Below are 14,887 nucleotides of genomic sequence, written 5' to 3'. Positions count from 1 at the left end.
GGAACTCTTCCGGCGGGGCCGTCCGCACGTCCGGCTACGATCGGTGCGGCGTCCGCGTGGGGCGCCGTGGGGTGCCAGCGCGGACCTGCCGCCGCACCCGGAGGAGGAGACATCGTGCGACTGTTCGGCACCGACGGGGTCCGTGGGCTGGCCAACCGGGACGTCACCGCGGACCTGGCCCTCGGGCTCGGCAGCGCGGCGGCCCACGTGCTCGGCACGTCGGGCGAGTTCTCCGGGCACCGCCCGCGCGCCGTCGTCGGGCGCGACCCGCGCGCGTCGGGCGAGTTCCTGTCCGCCGCGGTCGGCGCCGGCCTCGCCAGCTCGGGCGTGGACGTCGTGAACCTCGGGGTGCTGCCCACGCCCGCGCTCGCCCACCTCGTGGGGGCGATGGACATGGATCTCGGCGTGATGATCTCCGCCTCCCACAACGCGATGCCGGACAACGGCATCAAGTTCTTCGCGCGCGGCGGCCTCAAGCTGGCCGACCACGTCGAGGACGAGATCGAGGCCCGGCTCGGCCAGGACTGGGAGCGGCCGACCGGCGCCGACGTCGGGCGCATGCGCTCCGACACGGGCATCGCCGCGCAGCAGTACGTGGAGCACCTCGTGGCGAGCATCGGCACGACGCCGGACGTGCGGCCCCTGGAGGGCCTGCGCATCGCCGTCGACGCCGCGAACGGCGCCGCGAGCCAGGTCGGCCCGGAGGCGCTGCGCGAGGCCGGCGCCGACGTCGTCGTCATCAACGCCAGCCCCGACGGGCGCAACATCAACGAGAAGGCCGGCTCCACCCACCCGGAGCAGCTGCAGGCCGTCGTCGTGGCCGCGGAGGCCGACTTCGGCGTCGCGTTCGACGGCGACGCGGACCGCTGCCTCGCCGTCGACCACGGCGGCGTGCTGGTAGACGGCGACCAGATCCTCGGCATCCTCGCCCGCGCGCTCAAGGACGAGGGCCGGCTGCCGTCGGACACCCTGGTCGTCACCGTGATGAGCAACCTGGGCCTGCTGCTCGCGATGCGCGAGTCGGGCATCACCACCATCCAGACGGGCGTCGGCGACCGGTACGTGCTCGAGGAGATGCGCGCGCACGGGTACGGTCTCGGCGGCGAGCAGTCCGGCCACATCATCCTGGCCGACCACGCCACGACGGGCGACGGCGTCCTCACCGCGCTGCACCTCGCCGCGCGCGTGAAGGCCAGCGGGCGCCGCCTGGCCGACCTCGCCGCCGACGTGCCGCGGCTGCCGCAGACCCTCGTCAACGTCAAGGGCGTGGACAAGGCCCGCGCGGCCGACGACGAGGGCGTGCGCGCCGCCGTCGTGAGCGCGGAGGCGGCGCTGGGGGAGACCGGGCGGGTGCTGCTGCGCCCGTCGGGCACCGAGCCCCTCGTGCGGGTCATGGTCGAGGCGGCCACCCAGACGCAGGCCGACAGTGTGGCGGACACGCTCGCCGCCGTCGTGCGCGACCGGCTCGCCCTGTGACCGACGGCCACGTGACCGGCCCGGGAACGGGCGTGGACGAGGCCCTGCGGGCGGCCGTCGTCGACCTGCTGGACCGGGCGGACGCCGCCGCGGACGCGCCGGGCGCCGGCCTGCTGCCGATCGTGCAGGCGGGCGCGCCGGTGCTGCGCACCCCCGCCGCCCCGTACACCGGGCAGCTCGGTGACGTGCTGCCGCGGCTCCTCGACGCGATGCGCCGCACCATGCACGCCGCGCCGGGCGTGGGGCTCGCGGCGCCGCAGGTCGGGATCGGGCTGGCGGTCGCCGTCGTCGAGGACGCCGGCATCTCGCCCGACGCCGGGGCCGACGACCCGCGGGAGCGGACGCCGCTGCCGTACCGGGTGCTGATCGACCCCCGCTACGAGCCCCTGCCCGGACCGGACGGGGAGCCGGAGCGGGCCGCGTTCCACGAGGGCTGCCTGTCCGTGCACGGCTGGCAGGCCGTCGTCGCGCGCCACCGCAGCGTCCGTCTCACCGGGCGCGACGAGAACGGCGCCCCGATCGACGAGGTCCTCGCGGGCTGGCCGGCACGCATCGTGCAGCACGAGACGGACCACCTGGCGGGGGAGCTCTACCTCGACCACGCGCGCCTGCGCACGCTGACCACGAACGAGAACCTCGTGCGCTACGGCCAGGTCGTGGACCCGGAACTCGTGGATCTGGGGTGAATATTCGGCACTCAGGGTGGAACCGGGGGAATTCCCCATGCAGCCGGTGCCCTGGTTCTGTCTAGGCTGGTGCCGTGACGCCACCCGGCGTCGTGCGACCGCCGGAGGCCCGCCTCCCGGCCGACGAACCGAGGGACCGACCTGGTGAACCTGTCGACGATGCTGGCACAGCTCGAGGGCTGGGTCCTCGACCTGGGCGCGTCCCTGTGGATCTACCCGGCCATGTACGTCTTCGCGACGATCGACGGGTTCTTCCCGCCGATCCCCAGCGAGTCCGTGGTCATCACCCTCACCGTGCTCGCCCACTCCGAGGGCGAGCCGTGGCTGCCGGGTGTCCTCGCCCTGGCCATCGCCGGCGCATGGACGGGCGACCAGATCGCCTACCAGATCGGCCGCGCCGTCGGCACGGAGCGCTTCGCGTTCCTCCGTTCCGCCCGCGGCCGCAAGGCCGTCGACTGGGCGCGGCACGCCCTGGAGCACCGGGGGGCGTCGTTCATCCTCGCCGCACGGTACGTGCCCATCGGGCGGGTCGCGGTCAACATGACCGCCGGCGCCGTGGGGTACCCGCGCCACCGGTTCATGCTCTACTCGGGCATCGCCGCCGTGACGTGGGGCATCTACTCGATGCTCATCGGTCTCGCCGCCGCGTCCTGGCTCGGCCACAACACGCTGCTCGCCATGGCCGTCGGTGTGGTCGCGGGCATCCTGCTCGGCGTCCTGGTGGACCAGGTGGTGCAGCGCATCGCCGGGCCGCCCCAGGCGGAGCCGGTGCCCGCCGACGAGGACGACGAGGGCGACGAGGCCGACGCCGAGCCCACGAGCCGCGCGGCCTGACGGACCGCCTGACCGGTGGGGACCGACCTCAGAGCTTGCGCAGCCGCACGCGCTGCACGGAGTGGTCCGACCCCTTCGTGAGCACGAGGGTGGCGCGCCCGCGGGTGGGGAGCACGTTGTGCTCCAGGTTCGGCGCGTTGATCGACTCCCAGATCGACAGCGCCCGCTCCGTCGCCTCGGCGTCCGACAGGTCCGCATAGCGCCGGAAGTACGACTCCGGGCGGCTGAACGCCGTGCGGCGCAGCTGCAGGAAGCGCTCCACGTACCACTGGCGGATGTTGCGCGTGCGGGCGTCGACGTAGATCGAGAAGTCGAAGAAGTCGCTGACCGCCACCGTCGACTCGTCGATCGCCGACGGCCGCGCCGGCTGCAGCACGTTGAGGCCCTCGACGATGAGGACGTCCGGCTTGCGCACCACGACCTCCTCGCCGGGCACGATGTCGTAGACGACGTGCGAGTACACCGGAGCGCGGACCTCAGCCTGCCCGGCCTTCACGCGCGACAGGAAGCGGATGAGGGCCCGCCGGTCGTACGACTCGGGGAAGCCCTTGCGGTCCATGATCCCGCGGCGCTGCAGCTCCGCGTTCGGGTACAGGAAGCCGTCCGTCGTGATCAGCTCGACGTGCGGCGTGTCCGGCCAGCGCGCCATCATCTCGCGCAGGATGCGCGCCGTCGTCGACTTGCCGACCGCGACCGAGCCCGCGACGCCGATGACGTACGGGGTGCGCGGCGGTTCCTCGTGCAGGAACGTCGACGTGGCGCGGTGCAGCCCGGCGCTCGCGGCCACGTACAGGTTGAGCAGCCGCGACAGCGGGCGGAAGACGGCGTCCACCTCGGCGAGGTCGATCGGGTCGCCCAGGCCGCGCAGCCGCTCGACGTCGGCATCCGTCAGCGGGAGCGGGGTCGACGCCGACAGGCGGCTCCACGCCGCGCGGTCGAGGTCGACGTACGGGGACGCGGGCGCCAGCCGGGTGAGGTGCTCGCCCAGGGGCTGGGGTGCCGTGCCGGGTGCTGTGCCGGGTGCGGTGTCGGGGGACTGCGGTGCCACCTGCACGATTCTGCCCGAGTCATGGGTTCGACCTGCAACTCGGGCGACGCGGGACGTCGCCGTCGGTAGGCTCGCCGCCGGGTGCGCCGCGACCGTGCGCGGCACCGTCAGGGAAGGGGCCGAGGCGATGACCGACGCGACGCGCGACCCCTCCGCGCGGTTCGGCACGGGGCAGACGGCGCTGGTCGTCGTGGTGCCCGAGGCCGAGCCCGTCGTCGGCTGGCTGCGGGGCGACCTCGACGAGGCCGCCGCGTACGGCGTGCCCGCGCACGTCACCGTGCTGTTCCCGTTCCTTCCCGCGGAGGCGCTCGACGCCACGGTGCTCGAGGCCCTGCGAGACGTCGTCGGTGCCCACGCGCCGTTCGACGCGACGTTCGCGGGGTGCGGACGCTTCCCCGGCGTCCTGTACCTCGTCCCGGAGCCGGACGCCTCGTGGCGGGCGCTGCTCGCCGCGGTGGCCGCACGGTTCCCCGAGGCGCCGCCGTACGGCGGGGCGTTCGACGACGTGGTGCCCCACCTCACCGTGGCGGACGGCCAGGATCCCGACGTCCTCGACGGTGCGGCGGCCGCGGTCGCGCCCCGCCTGCCCGTCCGCACGAGGGTGCGCGAGGTCACGCTGCTGGTGTTCGACGGGGAGCGCTGGCGGCGGCGGGCGGACTTCCCGCTGTCGCCCGACGCCGACGCCGCCGGGCCCTGACGGCGTGCCGTCGTCGTCCCTAGGGTGGGCGTGTGGAACTCACGGAGCTGGGCGACGAGGTCGAGATCATCTCGCGGGTGTACGAGCGTCGGTTCGGTGTGCCGCGCACCGACGACTGGCTCGTGCTCAAGCTGCACGAGGAGGTCGGGGAGCTCACGCAGGCGTACCTCGCGCGGTCGGGGCGGTCGCGGGACCGTGGGGCGGGCCCCGGCGAGGTGGACGCGGCGTTCCGCGCCGAGCTCGCCGACGTGCTCGCGCAGGTGCTGCTCGTGGCGCGCCGGTTCGACGTCGACCTCGAGGCGGAGCTCGAGCGCAAGTGGTTCCGCTGGCGGCACCTGGTGGAGCCGGCTGACGAGGCGGGCGTGCGCGCCGGGGACTGATCGGCGCCCCACCTAGAGTGGGGCGCATGATCATCGGCGTGGGCATCGACGTGGTGGACGTCGCCCGGTTCATGGCGACGGTGGAGCGGGTGCCGCGCCTGCGCGAGAAGCTCTTCACCGAGGCCGAGCGGGACCTGCCGGCGTCGTCCCTCGCGGCGCGCTTCGCGGCCAAGGAGGCCATCGCCAAGGCGCTCGGCGCCCCCGGGAACCTGCACTGGCACGACGCGACCGTGCACCGCACGGTCGGCGGACCGCCCGAGGTCGAGCTGCGCGGCACCGTGCAGGCCCGCGCCGACGAGCTCGGCGTGAAGGCGTGGCACCTGTCCATCTCCCACGACGCGGGCATCGCGTCCGCCATGGTCGTGGCGGAGGGCTGACGACGGTCAGGCGGCGGAACGCCACCAGTCGAGCGCGACGGGCAGCGCGGTGAGCACGCTGACGTGCCCGGCTCGGGGCCGCAGCCACAGCTCCGCGGCGGGCAGGGCGTCCACCAGCAGGTCGGCATGGTGGCGGGGCACCACCCGGTCGGCGCCGCCCTGCACGACCAGGGTCGGGGGCGCGACGTCGCCCAGCGCGACGCCCCACGGCCGCACGAACGCGAGGTCGTCGTCGACCTGCCCGCCCGGCCACGCGTCGCCGGACCGCGAGGCGTCGGCGCCGAGCGACGCCCACGTCCCCGCCAGCGCCGCGTAGTCGTCCGCGGTAAAGCTCGACTCGTCGAACTCGGCAGTCTCGGCGTGCCGCGCGCGGGCCTCCGGGCCGTCGAGGGCCGAGCGCAGGCCGCCGTCGTCGGCCATCCCGGCGAACCAGAGGCTGTCGCGGCCGCGGCCGGGGTACGGCGCGACGCCGGCGAGGGTGACCGCGCCCATCACCAGGTCGGGCCGGAGCGCGGCGAGGGCGAGGGCGTGCGGGCCGCCGCCCGAGGCGCCGACGGCGAGGCATCGGGCCACGCCGAGGGCGTCCAGGGCGTGCGCCACGTCCGACGCGGCGTCCGCCACGGTGCGCCCGGGTCGAGGGGTGGACCCGCCGTACCCCGCGCGGGCCGCGGAGACCACCCGCAGCCCGCGCGACCGTGCGGCGTCGACGACCGGGGGCAGCAGCTCGCCGGACTGCGGCGAGCCGTGGTGCCAGACGAGCGTGTCCGCCGACGGCGGGCCGTCCTCGTGCACGACCAGTCGTCGGCCGTCGGGCAGGTCGAGCTCGTGCCGCGGCATCCCGTCAGTCCTGCAGCGCGGGGATGACCTGCCGCTGGAAGAGCTCGATCTGGTCGCGGTCCCCGGCGGCGTTCGGGAAGTACGTGATGGCGTAGGTCATGCCCAGGTCGCGCAGCCCCGAGAGCTTCTTCACGATCTGCTCGGGCGTCCCGACCAGTGGGGCGTTGCGCCAGTTCGCGATCTCCTGCTCGCCCCGCTCGCCGGGGGCGTGCTTGCGGAAGTGCGACTCGATCCAGGCGAAGCGGTCGTCCACCTCCGCCTGGTTCTCGCCGATCACGACGTTGTAGTCGGCCGAGCGCGTGATCGCGCCGAAGTCGCGGCCCAGGTCGCGGCAGTGCTGCTCCAGGATCGACGACTTGTGCGCGAACGTCTCGGCGTCGCCCGCGAAGTTCGTGTACTGCGCGAACCGTGCGGCGATGCGCAGCGTCTTCTTCTCGCCGCCGCCCGCCACCCAGACGGGGATGCTCGGCACCTCGGCGCCGCCGTCGCCCACGGGGAGCTGCTGCAGCGGCTGCGGATAGCACAGCGCGCCGTCCACCTGGTACGTCTCGCCGTCGAACTTTCCGGACGACCCGGTGCGCCACATCTGGGTGATGATCTGCAGGCCCTCGTCCAGGGCGCGCAGGCGCTCGCCCGCGCGGGGGAAGCCGTAGCCGTAGGCGCGCCACTCGTGCTCGTACCAGCCGGCACCGATGCCGAGCTGCGCGCGGCCGCCGGAAATCGCGTCCACCGTGGAGGCGACCTTCGCCAGGTAGGCGGGGTTGCGGTACGACATGCACGTGCACATCTGGCCCAGCTTCACGCGCTGGGACGCCGCCGCGAACGCCGCCATCAGCGTCCACGCCTCGTGCGTCGCCTCGGTGCTGGGGACCGGAACCGTATGAAAATGGTCATACACCCAGACCGAGTCCCAGGCCCAGGGACCGCCGGGGATCGGCTCGCCGGCCGCGGCGTTGTCGGCGTAGTGGAGCAGGGACAGCATCGTCTCCCAGTGCTGCTCCGGGGGGACGTCGGTGAGCGAGTGGCGCCAGCCCTGCGGGATGAAGAGTCCGAATCGCATGGGCTCGAGCCTATGCCCGGACCTGCGGCGACGCTGCGGGGCGCGGCGGCGCGCGGCATCATGCGTCCCATGATCTCCGCCTGGTCCGCCGCCGACGTCCGTGCCGCCGAGGAGCCGCTGCTCATGGCGGGCGTGCCGCTGATGGAGCGGGCGTCGTTCGCGCTCGCGATGCACGTGCTCCGGGACGTCGCCGCCCGCCGGGGCCCGGTGCGGGGCGCGCGGGTCGTGGTGCTCGCGGGGGCGGGCCACAACGGCGGCGACGCGCTGCACGCGGGCGCGGTGCTGGCGCGGCGCGGGCTAGCGGTGACGGCGGTGCTGGTCGCCGAGAGGTTCCATGCGGGCGGCCGGGCGGCGCTGGAGCGTGCCGGGGGCCGCGTCGTCGAGCTCTTCGCCGCGCCCGAGGGCCTGGACGCCGCGGCCGACGGCGCCGCCCGCGCCGACGTCGTGCTCGACGGCCTCGTCGGCATCGGAGCGCGCGGCCCGCTGCGTGGCCTCGCCCAGGATGTGGTGAGCGGGCTCTTGGCCCGCATCGACCGGCGTGTCGGGGCCGATCGCCCGCTCACAGCGTCGGGGCTGGGGCGGCCGTGGGTGGTGGCGGTGGACGTGCCGTCGGGGGTCGGCGTGGACGACGGCGCGGTGCCCGGCCCGGTGCTGCCGGCGGGCCGCACGGTGACGTTCGGCGCGGCCAAGCCCGGGCTGCTGCTGCCGCCGGCGTCGGGGCTCGCGGGCGAGGTGAGCGTCGTCGACATCGGCCTCGGCCTCGCCGGCGGGCCGGCCGTGCGGCGGCTGGAGCCCGCCGACGTCGCCGCGTCGTGGCCCGTGCCCGGTCCCGCGGACCACAAGTACACGCGCGGGGTGGTCGGCGTCGTCGCGGGCACGGCGACGTACCCCGGGGCCGCGGTGCTCACCACCACGGCCGCGGTGCGGACCGGGGCCGGGATGGTGCGCTACCGGGGCTCCGAGGCCGTCGGGCGGTCGGTGCTGGCCGCCCGCCCCGAGGTGGTCACCGCTCCTGGCCGCGTGCAGTCGTGGGTGGTGGGACCGGGCGTCCCCGGGGGGCCGGAGGCCGCGCACGAGGGGGAGTCCGACGGCCTGGACGACGGCCAGCACGAGCGGGGGCGGGCCTGCCTCGCCGCGGCGGCCGGCCGGCTCGCCGGGACCGCGGGCGGGCCCGTGCCCGCGGTCGTCGACGCCGGCGGGCTGGGCCTGCTCGACGAGCGCGTCCCGCCGTGGTTCGTCCTCACCCCGCACGCCGGCGAGCTGACGTCGCTGCTGCGCTCGCGCGGCGAGGACGTGCGCCGCGCCGACGTCGAGGCCGAGCCGCTGCGGTGGGCGCGCCGTGCGCACGAGCTCACGGGCGCGACCGTGCTGCTCAAGGGCGGCGTGACCGTCGTCGTCGGACCCGGCGGTGCGTGGGCGCAGGCCGACGGCCCGGGCTGGCTCGCCACTGCGGGCGCGGGGGACGTGCTCGCCGGGGTGCTGGGCGCGATGCTCGCCGCCCGGTCGCGCGACGTCGTCGAGGAGCCGGCGCTCGCGGCCGAGGTCGCCGCCGCGGCGGCGCTGGTGCACGGTCGCGCCGCGCACCGCGCGAACCCGGGCGGGCCTGTGGCGGCGCTCGACGTCGCGGCCTCGGTGCCCGGCGAGGTCGCCGCGCTGCTGGGCGGTCGATGACGCGCCACCCCGGGTACGACCTCGCCGTGCCGGGCGCTACCTCGGCAGGGCCTTCTCGATGAGGCCGACGATCTCGGGGGAGTCGGGGACGGTCTGCGGGGAGAACCGGTGCACGTCGCCGCCGGGCAGCACGACGAACTTCTCGAAGTTCCACCGGATGCGGCCGTCGTGCCCGCCGGCGTCGGTCGTCTTCTTCAGCTCGGCGTACAGCGGGTGGGTGTGCCGGCCGTTCACGCGGACCTTGGATACCACGGGGAACGTGACGCCGTAGGTGGTGGAGCAGAACTCGGCGATCTTCTCGTCGCTGGACAGCTCCTGGAGGAACTGGTTGGACGGGAACCCGATCACGGTGAACCCGCGGTCGGCGTACGTCTTCTGCAGCTGCTCCAGCGTCTCGTACTGCGGGGTGAGCCCGCAGCGCGACGCGACGTTGACCACCAGCACGACGTCGTCGCGGTGCTCGGCGAGAGTCGTCGTCGTGCCGTCCATGCGCTCGAACGGGATGTCGTAGAGGCTCATGCCGCCATCATGCCGCGCGTGACAATGGTCCGGTGCCCCCCGGTCCGCGCAAGCACGTCCCGCCCCTGCCCGTGCGGGACGGCCTCAACCCCACCCGCCTGGTGCTGCCCCACGACGCGGCCAGCGTCGCCCGGTACGCGACGGCGGCGCAGTACCTGCTCGAGCGGTTCGCGCACGACGCCGCCCGGCTGCACGAGAAGCTCGCCGCGGGCGAGGTCGTGACGGGGGAGGGCGTCGTCGTCGACGAGGCGACGCCGTTCGAGCCGCGCGACTTCCTCTACCTGTACCGCGACCCGCCCTCCGACGAGCCGGAGGTGCCCGCGCTCGCGGAGCTGGAGGTGCTGCACCGGGACGACGACCTGCTCGTCGTGGACAAGCCGCACCTGGTCGCGACGATGCCGCGCGGCCGCTGGGTGACCCGCACGGTGCTCGTGCACCTGCGCGCCACGCTCGACCTGCCCGAGCTGGTGCCCGCGCACCGGCTCGACCGGCCCACCGCCGGCGTGCTCGTGCTCACGGTGCGGCCCGAGGTGCGCGGCGCGTACCAGACGGCGTTCCAGGACCGCGCGGTGCGGAAGGTCTACGAGGCGGTCGCCCCGCTGCCGGCGTCGGGCTCGGCCCTGGACCGGGAGGGCACGACGACGGTGCGCTCGCGCATCGTCAAGCGCCGCGGCGTCGTGCGCGCCCAGGAGGAGCCGGGGGAGCCGAACGCGGAGTCGCGGGTGACGCTCCTCGCGCGGGACGACGCCCGAGGGCTGGGGCTCTACCGGCTCGAGCCGCACACCGGCAAGACGCACCAGCTCCGCCTGCACATGGCGTCGCTCGGACTGCCGCTGCTGCACGACCCGTTCTGGCCGGTGCTGCTCGAGGACGCGCCCGACGACCCGGACCGGCCGCTGCAGCTGCTCGCCCGCTCGCTCGCCTTCGTCGACCCGCTCAGCGGCGAGCCGCGCGAGTTCCGCTCCGGCCGCCGCCTGGCCGCCTGGCCGGAGGGCACTGGCGAGATCGCACGGTGAGAGAATCGATGACCGTGAGCACCGAGGTCCCCTCCGAGGTCCCGACCGACATCCCCGCCGCGCCGGCCGACCTGACCGTGCCTGACGACTTCCCCGACGACGCGCTGGCGCGTGCCGTCGTCGACCTGTCCGCCGTGCGCGACAACGTGCGCGCGCTGGCGGGCCACGCCCCCGGCGCCGCGGTGATGGCCGTGGTGAAGGCGGACGGGTACGGGCACGGGATGCTGCCGGTGGCGCGGGCGGCGCTCGCGGGCGGCGCGACCTGGCTCGGCACGGCGGTCCCCGCCGAGGCGCTCGCCCTGCGCGCCGGCGGCGTCACGACCGCTGACGCCCGGGTGCTCACCTGGCTCGCGACGCCGGGGGCACCGTTCGACCGGCTCGTCGCGGCGGGTGTGGACGTCGGCGTCGCGGCGCCGTGGGCGCTCGACGAGGCGGCCGCGGGCGCGCGGGCCGCGGGCGAGCCGGCGCGCGTCCACCTCAAGGTCGACACCGGCCTCGGTCGCAGCGGGATCGTGCCCGCCGACCTGCCCGACGTCGTGCGGCGGGCGGCCGCGCTCGAGGCCGAGGGCGTGCTGCGGGTGGTGGGCGTGATGTCGCACCTGGCGTGCGCCGACGAGCCCGGGCACCCGTCGATCGCCCTCCAGGCGGCGGCGTTCGACGCCGCGGTGGCCGTCGTCGAGGCCTCCGGCGCGTCGCTCGAGGTGCGGCACCTCGCGAACTCGGCCGCCGTGCTCACCGACCCCCGGCTGCACTACGACCTCGTGCGCCCCGGCATCGCCGTCTACGGGCACTCGCCCGTGCCGCAGCTGGGCGCCCCCGGCGACTACGGGCTGCGCGGCGCGATGACGCTCCAGGCCCGGCTCGCGACCGTCAAGGACGTGCCCGCCGGCCACGGCGTGTCCTACGGGCACCACTACACGACGCCGCGCGACACCCGCCTGGGCGTGGTGCCGCTCGGGTATGCCGACGGCATCCAGCGGCACGCCTCGGGCGGCAGCCTCGGCGTCGGCGGCCCGGTCGGCGTCGGCCGGGGCGCCGACGCCCGCGTGCTGCGCGTGGCCGGGCGCGTGTGCATGGACCAGTTCGTGCTCGACCTCGGCCCGGACGCCACCGAGCGCGCGGGCGACGTCGTCACGCTGTTCGGGGAGTCGGACGGCGTCGAGCGCGGCGCGGCACGGCCGAACGCCGAGGACTGGGCCCGCGCGGCGGGCACCATCAGCTACGAGATCGTCACGGGCATCGGGGCGCGCGCGGTGCGCGTGTACACGGGCCTGGACGACGCGGACCACACGGAGCAGGGAAAGGAAGTGCAGCAGTGAGCGACGTCGTCGTGCGGACGGAGACGGACCTGCCGGACGCGGAGGCCACCCGCGCGCTGGGGGCGGCCCTGGCGGGCGTGCTGCGGGCGGGCGACCTGGTGATCCTCACGGGCGACCTGGGCGCGGGCAAGACCACGCTCACCCAGGGCCTGGGGGCCGCGCTGGGCATCCGGGGCCAGGTGGCGTCGCCCACGTTCATCGTGGCGCGCGAGCACCCGCCGCTGCCGCGCGAGGACGGCTCCCGCGGGCCGGCGCTCGTGCACGTGGACGCCTACCGGCTCGGCGGCCTGGGGGAGCTGGACGCGCTCGACCTCGACTCGTCCCTCGAGGAGTCGGTCACCGTCGTCGAGTGGGGCCGCGGGTTGGCCGAGGCGCTCACCGACGACCGCCTGGAGATCGACCTGGAGCGCCCGCGCGGCACCGCCGCCGGCGCGCCCGACGACGACGAGGCCGACCCCGGCGCCGGGACGCGCCACGCGACGCTGCGCGGCGTCGGCCCCCGCTGGGCCGGCGTCGATCTGGCCGCCCTCACCGCGAGATAGAGAGCGCCCACGCGCTCTCTATCTCGTCGAAGTGCCCTCTCTGTCTCGTGGGAAACGTAGGCTGAGGCCGTGGCAGTTCTCGCACTGGATACCTCCGCAGCCGTCGCCGTCGCTCTGGTGGACGCCGACGGCGCCCGACTCGCCTCGCGCTCGGCGGACGAGCGCCGCCGGCACGCCGAGTCGCTCGCGCCGCTCGTCGACGCGGTGCTCGCCGACGCCGGCCTGACGCGCACCGACCTCACCGCCGTCGCGGTGGGCACGGGCCCCGCGCCGTTCACCGGCCTGCGCGTGGGGCTCGTCACGGCGCGAACCCTCGCCCTGGCCCTCGGCATCGACGTGCTCGGCGTGCCGAGCGTGGACGCCGTCGCGGTGCAGGCGGTCGCCGACCTCGGGCTGACGCCGGGCGACGAGGTGCTCGTCGCGACCGACGCCCGCCGCAAGGAGGTCTACTGGGCCCACTACCGCGTCGTCGCGCACGAGGGCCCGCACGGGGTCCCCGTCGTCGAGACCCTGGCTGGTCCAGGGGTGGACAAGGCCGCCGACGTCGCCGCGCGGCTCGCGGACGCGCCCGCCGACGGCGGCCGCCTGGTCGTCGTGGGGGAGGGCGCCACCCTGTACCCGGAGCACCTGCCCGCCGACGAGGACGCCCCGCTCGTCCCGGACGCCGCCGTCCTGGCCCGCGTCGCGCTCGCGCGCCGCGCCGCCGGCGAGGAGCTGCCCACCGAGCCGCTGTACCTGCGCCGGCCCGACGTGCAGGAGCCGGCGCCGGCCCGCCTCGTGCCCGCCACCGGGAGCCCGGCGTGACCACCGACCAGCCCACGGCGGAGGAGCCGACGACCGAGCGGCCGGCGGCGCCGGCCGCCGGCACGGGCCTGCCCCGCACGGTGCAGCAGGTCTACGAGCCGTCGTGCCGGCTGCGCCCGCTGGCCAGCGCGGACTTCGACCGGGTGCTCCAGCTCGAGCGGGTGCTGTTCGGCGCCGGGGCGTGGACGTACGGGATGCTCGCCGACGAGCTGGCCGCGCTCGGCCGCTGGTACGTCGTGGCCGAGCCCGCCGGCCCGGACGCCGTCGCGGTGTACGGGGTCGGGCCGAAGCCCGTCGTCGGGTACGCCGGTCTCTGGTTCGACGGCGACGTCGCGCAGGTGATGACGATCGGCGTGGACCCGCACTACCAGCGGCACGGTGTGGGTCGTGCGCTGCTGGAGGCGCTCGTCGGGCGCGCGCGCAAGCTCAGGGCGGAGGCGGTCCTGCTCGAGGTACGGGTCGACAACGAGCCCGCGCTCGCGCTGTACGAGCGGCACGGCTTCGAGCGGATCGGCCTGCGCAAGCGGTACTACCAGCCGGAGGACGTGGACGCGTACACGATGCGCCTGGACCTGCGGGACCACGCGCCACAGGGCACGGCATCGTGACCCGCGACGACACGCCGCGCTCGCGGGTGCTGGTGACGGTCGCTGAGCTCGCGGCGGACCTGCGGCTGAGCTCCGGGCCCGACCCGGCCGACGGCGCGCCCGTGCTGCTCGACGTCCGCTGGGCGCTGGGTATGACGGACGGTCGCGAGCGCTACCTCGAGGGCCACCTGCCCGACGCCGTCTACGTGGACCTGGAGTCCGAGCTGGCCGCGGAGGCGTCGCCGGCCGAGGGGCGCCACCCGCTGCCCTCCGCGTCGTCGTTCCAGCGCAGCGCGCGGGCGTGGGGCCTGCGGGGCTCGTCGCGCGTGGTCGTGTACGACACGGTGGGCGGCACGTCCGCGGCGCGGGCGTGGTGGCTGCTGCGCTACTTCGGCGTCGGTGACGTGCGCATCCTCGACGGCGGGCTGCCCGCCTGGGTCCGGGCGGGCTACGCGCTGGAGAGCGGTGAGGTCGTGCACGCGCCGGGCGACCTGGTGGCCCGTCCGGGGCACCTGCCGGTGCTGGACGCCGACGACGCGGCGGACCTGGCCGAGACCGGCACCCTGCTCGACGCCCGGGCCGCCGAGCGGTACCGGGGCGAGAGCGAGCCCGTGGACCCGCGCGCGGGCCACGTGCCCGGTGCGCTGAGCGCCCCGACGTCGGAGAACCTCAGCGAGGACGGCACGTTCCTCGACGACGCGGCGCTGCAGCGCCGGTTCGCCGACCTCGGGCTGAGCTCGACCCGCGCGGGCGACGACGTGCTCGCCGTCGGCGTCTACTGCGGGTCGGGCGTGACGGCGTCGCACGAGATCGCCGCGCTCGCGTGCGCGGGCATCCCGGCCGCGCTGTACGCGGGCTCCTGGTCGCAGTGGTCGAACGACCCCGCTCGCCCGGCGGCCACGGGCGAACGTCCCTGAGACGCTGTGAGCGGGCGGTTGGCCCCTCTTCCCACCGGAACGACGACGTCGTCGGCGGCGTGCCGGGCGACCGCCTCCGCGATCTCCGTGAGCTCGGCGAGGGACGGCGGGAGCTGG

The 14,887-nt window shown here is 75.8% G+C and carries 17 protein-coding genes; 13 read left to right on the top strand and 4 right to left on the bottom strand.

The genetic code is table 11. The features are described from left to right. Positions 1-111 precede the first annotated feature (111 nt). From glmM to ABZ493_RS17825, 3 genes are all read left to right on the top strand, one after another. Complete coding sequence (glmM, locus tag ABZ493_RS17835) at positions 112-1,476, top strand: phosphoglucosamine mutase (protein WP_430583504.1); 1,365 nt, start codon at positions 112-114, stop codon at positions 1,474-1,476. 11 nt (positions 1,477-1,487) lie between these two features. Continuing rightward, entirely contained in the window at positions 1,488-2,162 is a 675-nt protein-coding gene (locus ABZ493_RS17830) for a peptide deformylase (protein WP_430583486.1), read from the top strand. A 144-nt stretch (positions 2,163-2,306) separates the two neighbouring features. Continuing rightward, positions 2,307-2,996 (top strand): DedA family protein, encoded by a 690-nt coding sequence (locus ABZ493_RS17825; RefSeq protein WP_430583485.1) that lies wholly within the window; start codon positions 2,307-2,309, stop codon positions 2,994-2,996. Positions 2,997-3,024: 28 nt separating this feature from the next. Here the strand turns inward: ABZ493_RS17825 and coaA are convergent, their stop codons facing one another. After that, positions 3,025-3,984, bottom strand: coding sequence for a type I pantothenate kinase (gene coaA, locus ABZ493_RS17820; RefSeq protein WP_430547513.1), 960 nt, complete (start codon positions 3,982-3,984; stop codon positions 3,025-3,027). Between the two features lie 187 nt (positions 3,985-4,171). Here coaA and ABZ493_RS17815 point away from each other — a divergent pair, with 187 nt between their 5' ends. From ABZ493_RS17815 to ABZ493_RS17805, 3 genes are read left to right on the top strand one after another with little or no spacing between them, the layout of a single operon-like run. Further along, positions 4,172-4,741 carry a 2'-5' RNA ligase family protein gene (locus tag ABZ493_RS17815; protein WP_430583484.1) on the top strand — a complete coding sequence of 190 codons (570 nt, stop codon included), beginning with the start codon at positions 4,172-4,174 and terminating at the stop codon, positions 4,739-4,741. 32 nt (positions 4,742-4,773) lie between these two features. Further along, positions 4,774-5,121 (top strand): pyrophosphatase, encoded by a 348-nt coding sequence (locus tag ABZ493_RS17810; RefSeq protein WP_430583483.1) that lies wholly within the window; start codon positions 4,774-4,776, stop codon positions 5,119-5,121. Positions 5,122-5,147: 26 nt separating this feature from the next. Continuing rightward, complete coding sequence (locus ABZ493_RS17805; protein WP_429727874.1) at positions 5,148-5,498, top strand: holo-ACP synthase; 351 nt, start codon at positions 5,148-5,150, stop codon at positions 5,496-5,498. Positions 5,499-5,504: 6 nt separating this feature from the next. Here ABZ493_RS17805 and ABZ493_RS17800 read toward each other — a convergent pair whose 3' ends face one another. Both ABZ493_RS17800 and ABZ493_RS17795 read right to left on the bottom strand, forming a co-directional pair. Then, positions 5,505-6,335, bottom strand: a complete 831-nt coding sequence (locus ABZ493_RS17800; RefSeq protein WP_430583482.1) for an alpha/beta fold hydrolase — start codon at positions 6,333-6,335, stop codon at positions 5,505-5,507. A gap of 4 nt (positions 6,336-6,339) precedes the next feature. After that, complete coding sequence (locus ABZ493_RS17795; protein ID WP_430583481.1) at positions 6,340-7,395, bottom strand: LLM class F420-dependent oxidoreductase; 1,056 nt, start codon at positions 7,393-7,395, stop codon at positions 6,340-6,342. A 69-nt stretch (positions 7,396-7,464) separates the two neighbouring features. Here ABZ493_RS17795 and ABZ493_RS17790 point away from each other — a divergent pair, with 69 nt between their 5' ends. Next, positions 7,465-9,066 carry an NAD(P)H-hydrate dehydratase gene (locus ABZ493_RS17790; protein WP_430583503.1) on the top strand — a complete coding sequence of 534 codons (1,602 nt, stop codon included), beginning with the start codon at positions 7,465-7,467 and terminating at the stop codon, positions 9,064-9,066. 36 nt (positions 9,067-9,102) lie between these two features. Here ABZ493_RS17790 and ABZ493_RS17785 read toward each other — a convergent pair whose 3' ends face one another. Beyond that, complete coding sequence (locus tag ABZ493_RS17785; protein WP_430583480.1) at positions 9,103-9,585, bottom strand: glutathione peroxidase; 483 nt, start codon at positions 9,583-9,585, stop codon at positions 9,103-9,105. A gap of 32 nt (positions 9,586-9,617) precedes the next feature. Here ABZ493_RS17785 and ABZ493_RS17780 point away from each other — a divergent pair, with 32 nt between their 5' ends. The 6 genes from ABZ493_RS17780 to ABZ493_RS17755 all read left to right on the top strand — a co-directional run bounded on the left by ABZ493_RS17780 (position 9,618) and on the right by ABZ493_RS17755 (position 14,770). After that, entirely contained in the window at positions 9,618-10,601 is a 984-nt protein-coding gene (locus tag ABZ493_RS17780; protein ID WP_430583479.1) for a pseudouridine synthase, read from the top strand. Positions 10,602-10,678: 77 nt separating this feature from the next. Then, positions 10,679-11,920 carry an alanine racemase gene (gene alr, locus ABZ493_RS17775; RefSeq protein WP_430583502.1) on the top strand — a complete coding sequence of 414 codons (1,242 nt, stop codon included), beginning with the start codon at positions 10,679-10,681 and terminating at the stop codon, positions 11,918-11,920. After that, a complete protein-coding gene (tsaE, locus tag ABZ493_RS17770) occupies positions 11,917-12,462 on the top strand; it encodes a tRNA (adenosine(37)-N6)-threonylcarbamoyltransferase complex ATPase subunit type 1 TsaE (RefSeq protein WP_430583478.1) in 546 nt (181 codons plus the stop codon). The genes alr and tsaE overlap by 4 nt, the downstream gene beginning before the upstream one ends. Positions 12,463-12,531: 69 nt before the next feature. Further along, positions 12,532-13,266, top strand: a complete 735-nt coding sequence (tsaB, locus tag ABZ493_RS17765) for a tRNA (adenosine(37)-N6)-threonylcarbamoyltransferase complex dimerization subunit type 1 TsaB (RefSeq protein ID WP_430583477.1) — start codon at positions 12,532-12,534, stop codon at positions 13,264-13,266. Positions 13,267-13,376: 110 nt separating this feature from the next. Beyond that, positions 13,377-13,874 carry a ribosomal protein S18-alanine N-acetyltransferase gene (gene rimI / locus ABZ493_RS17760; protein WP_430583501.1) on the top strand — a complete coding sequence of 166 codons (498 nt, stop codon included), beginning with the start codon at positions 13,377-13,379 and terminating at the stop codon, positions 13,872-13,874. Further along, positions 13,871-14,770, top strand: a complete 900-nt coding sequence (locus ABZ493_RS17755; RefSeq protein WP_430583476.1) for a sulfurtransferase — start codon at positions 13,871-13,873, stop codon at positions 14,768-14,770. The genes rimI and ABZ493_RS17755 overlap by 4 nt, the downstream gene beginning before the upstream one ends. Positions 14,771-14,887 lie beyond the last annotated feature (117 nt).

It is taken from the genome of Isoptericola sp. NPDC019482 (genome assembly GCF_040632295.1).
Classification (GTDB): domain Bacteria; phylum Actinomycetota; class Actinomycetes; order Actinomycetales; family Cellulomonadaceae; genus Isoptericola.
This window is presented reverse-complemented; position numbering and strand designations above follow the sequence as displayed.

Excerpts from the sequence above, each read along its gene's own strand:
- ABZ493_RS17815 (WP_430583484.1), top strand. The coding sequence starts at position 4,172 with ATGACCGACGCGACGCGCGACCCCTCCGCGCGGTTCGGCACGGGGCAG.
- ABZ493_RS17805 (WP_429727874.1), top strand. The coding sequence starts at position 5,148 with ATGATCATCGGCGTGGGCATCGACGTGGTGGACGTCGCCCGGTTCATG.
- ABZ493_RS17800 (WP_430583482.1), bottom strand. The coding sequence starts at position 6,335 with ATGCCGCGGCACGAGCTCGACCTGCCCGACGGCCGACGACTGGTCGTG.
- ABZ493_RS17795 (WP_430583481.1), bottom strand. The coding sequence starts at position 7,395 with ATGCGATTCGGACTCTTCATCCCGCAGGGCTGGCGCCACTCGCTCACC.
- ABZ493_RS17790 (WP_430583503.1), top strand. The coding sequence starts at position 7,465 with ATGATCTCCGCCTGGTCCGCCGCCGACGTCCGTGCCGCCGAGGAGCCG.
- ABZ493_RS17785 (WP_430583480.1), bottom strand. The coding sequence starts at position 9,585 with ATGAGCCTCTACGACATCCCGTTCGAGCGCATGGACGGCACGACGACG.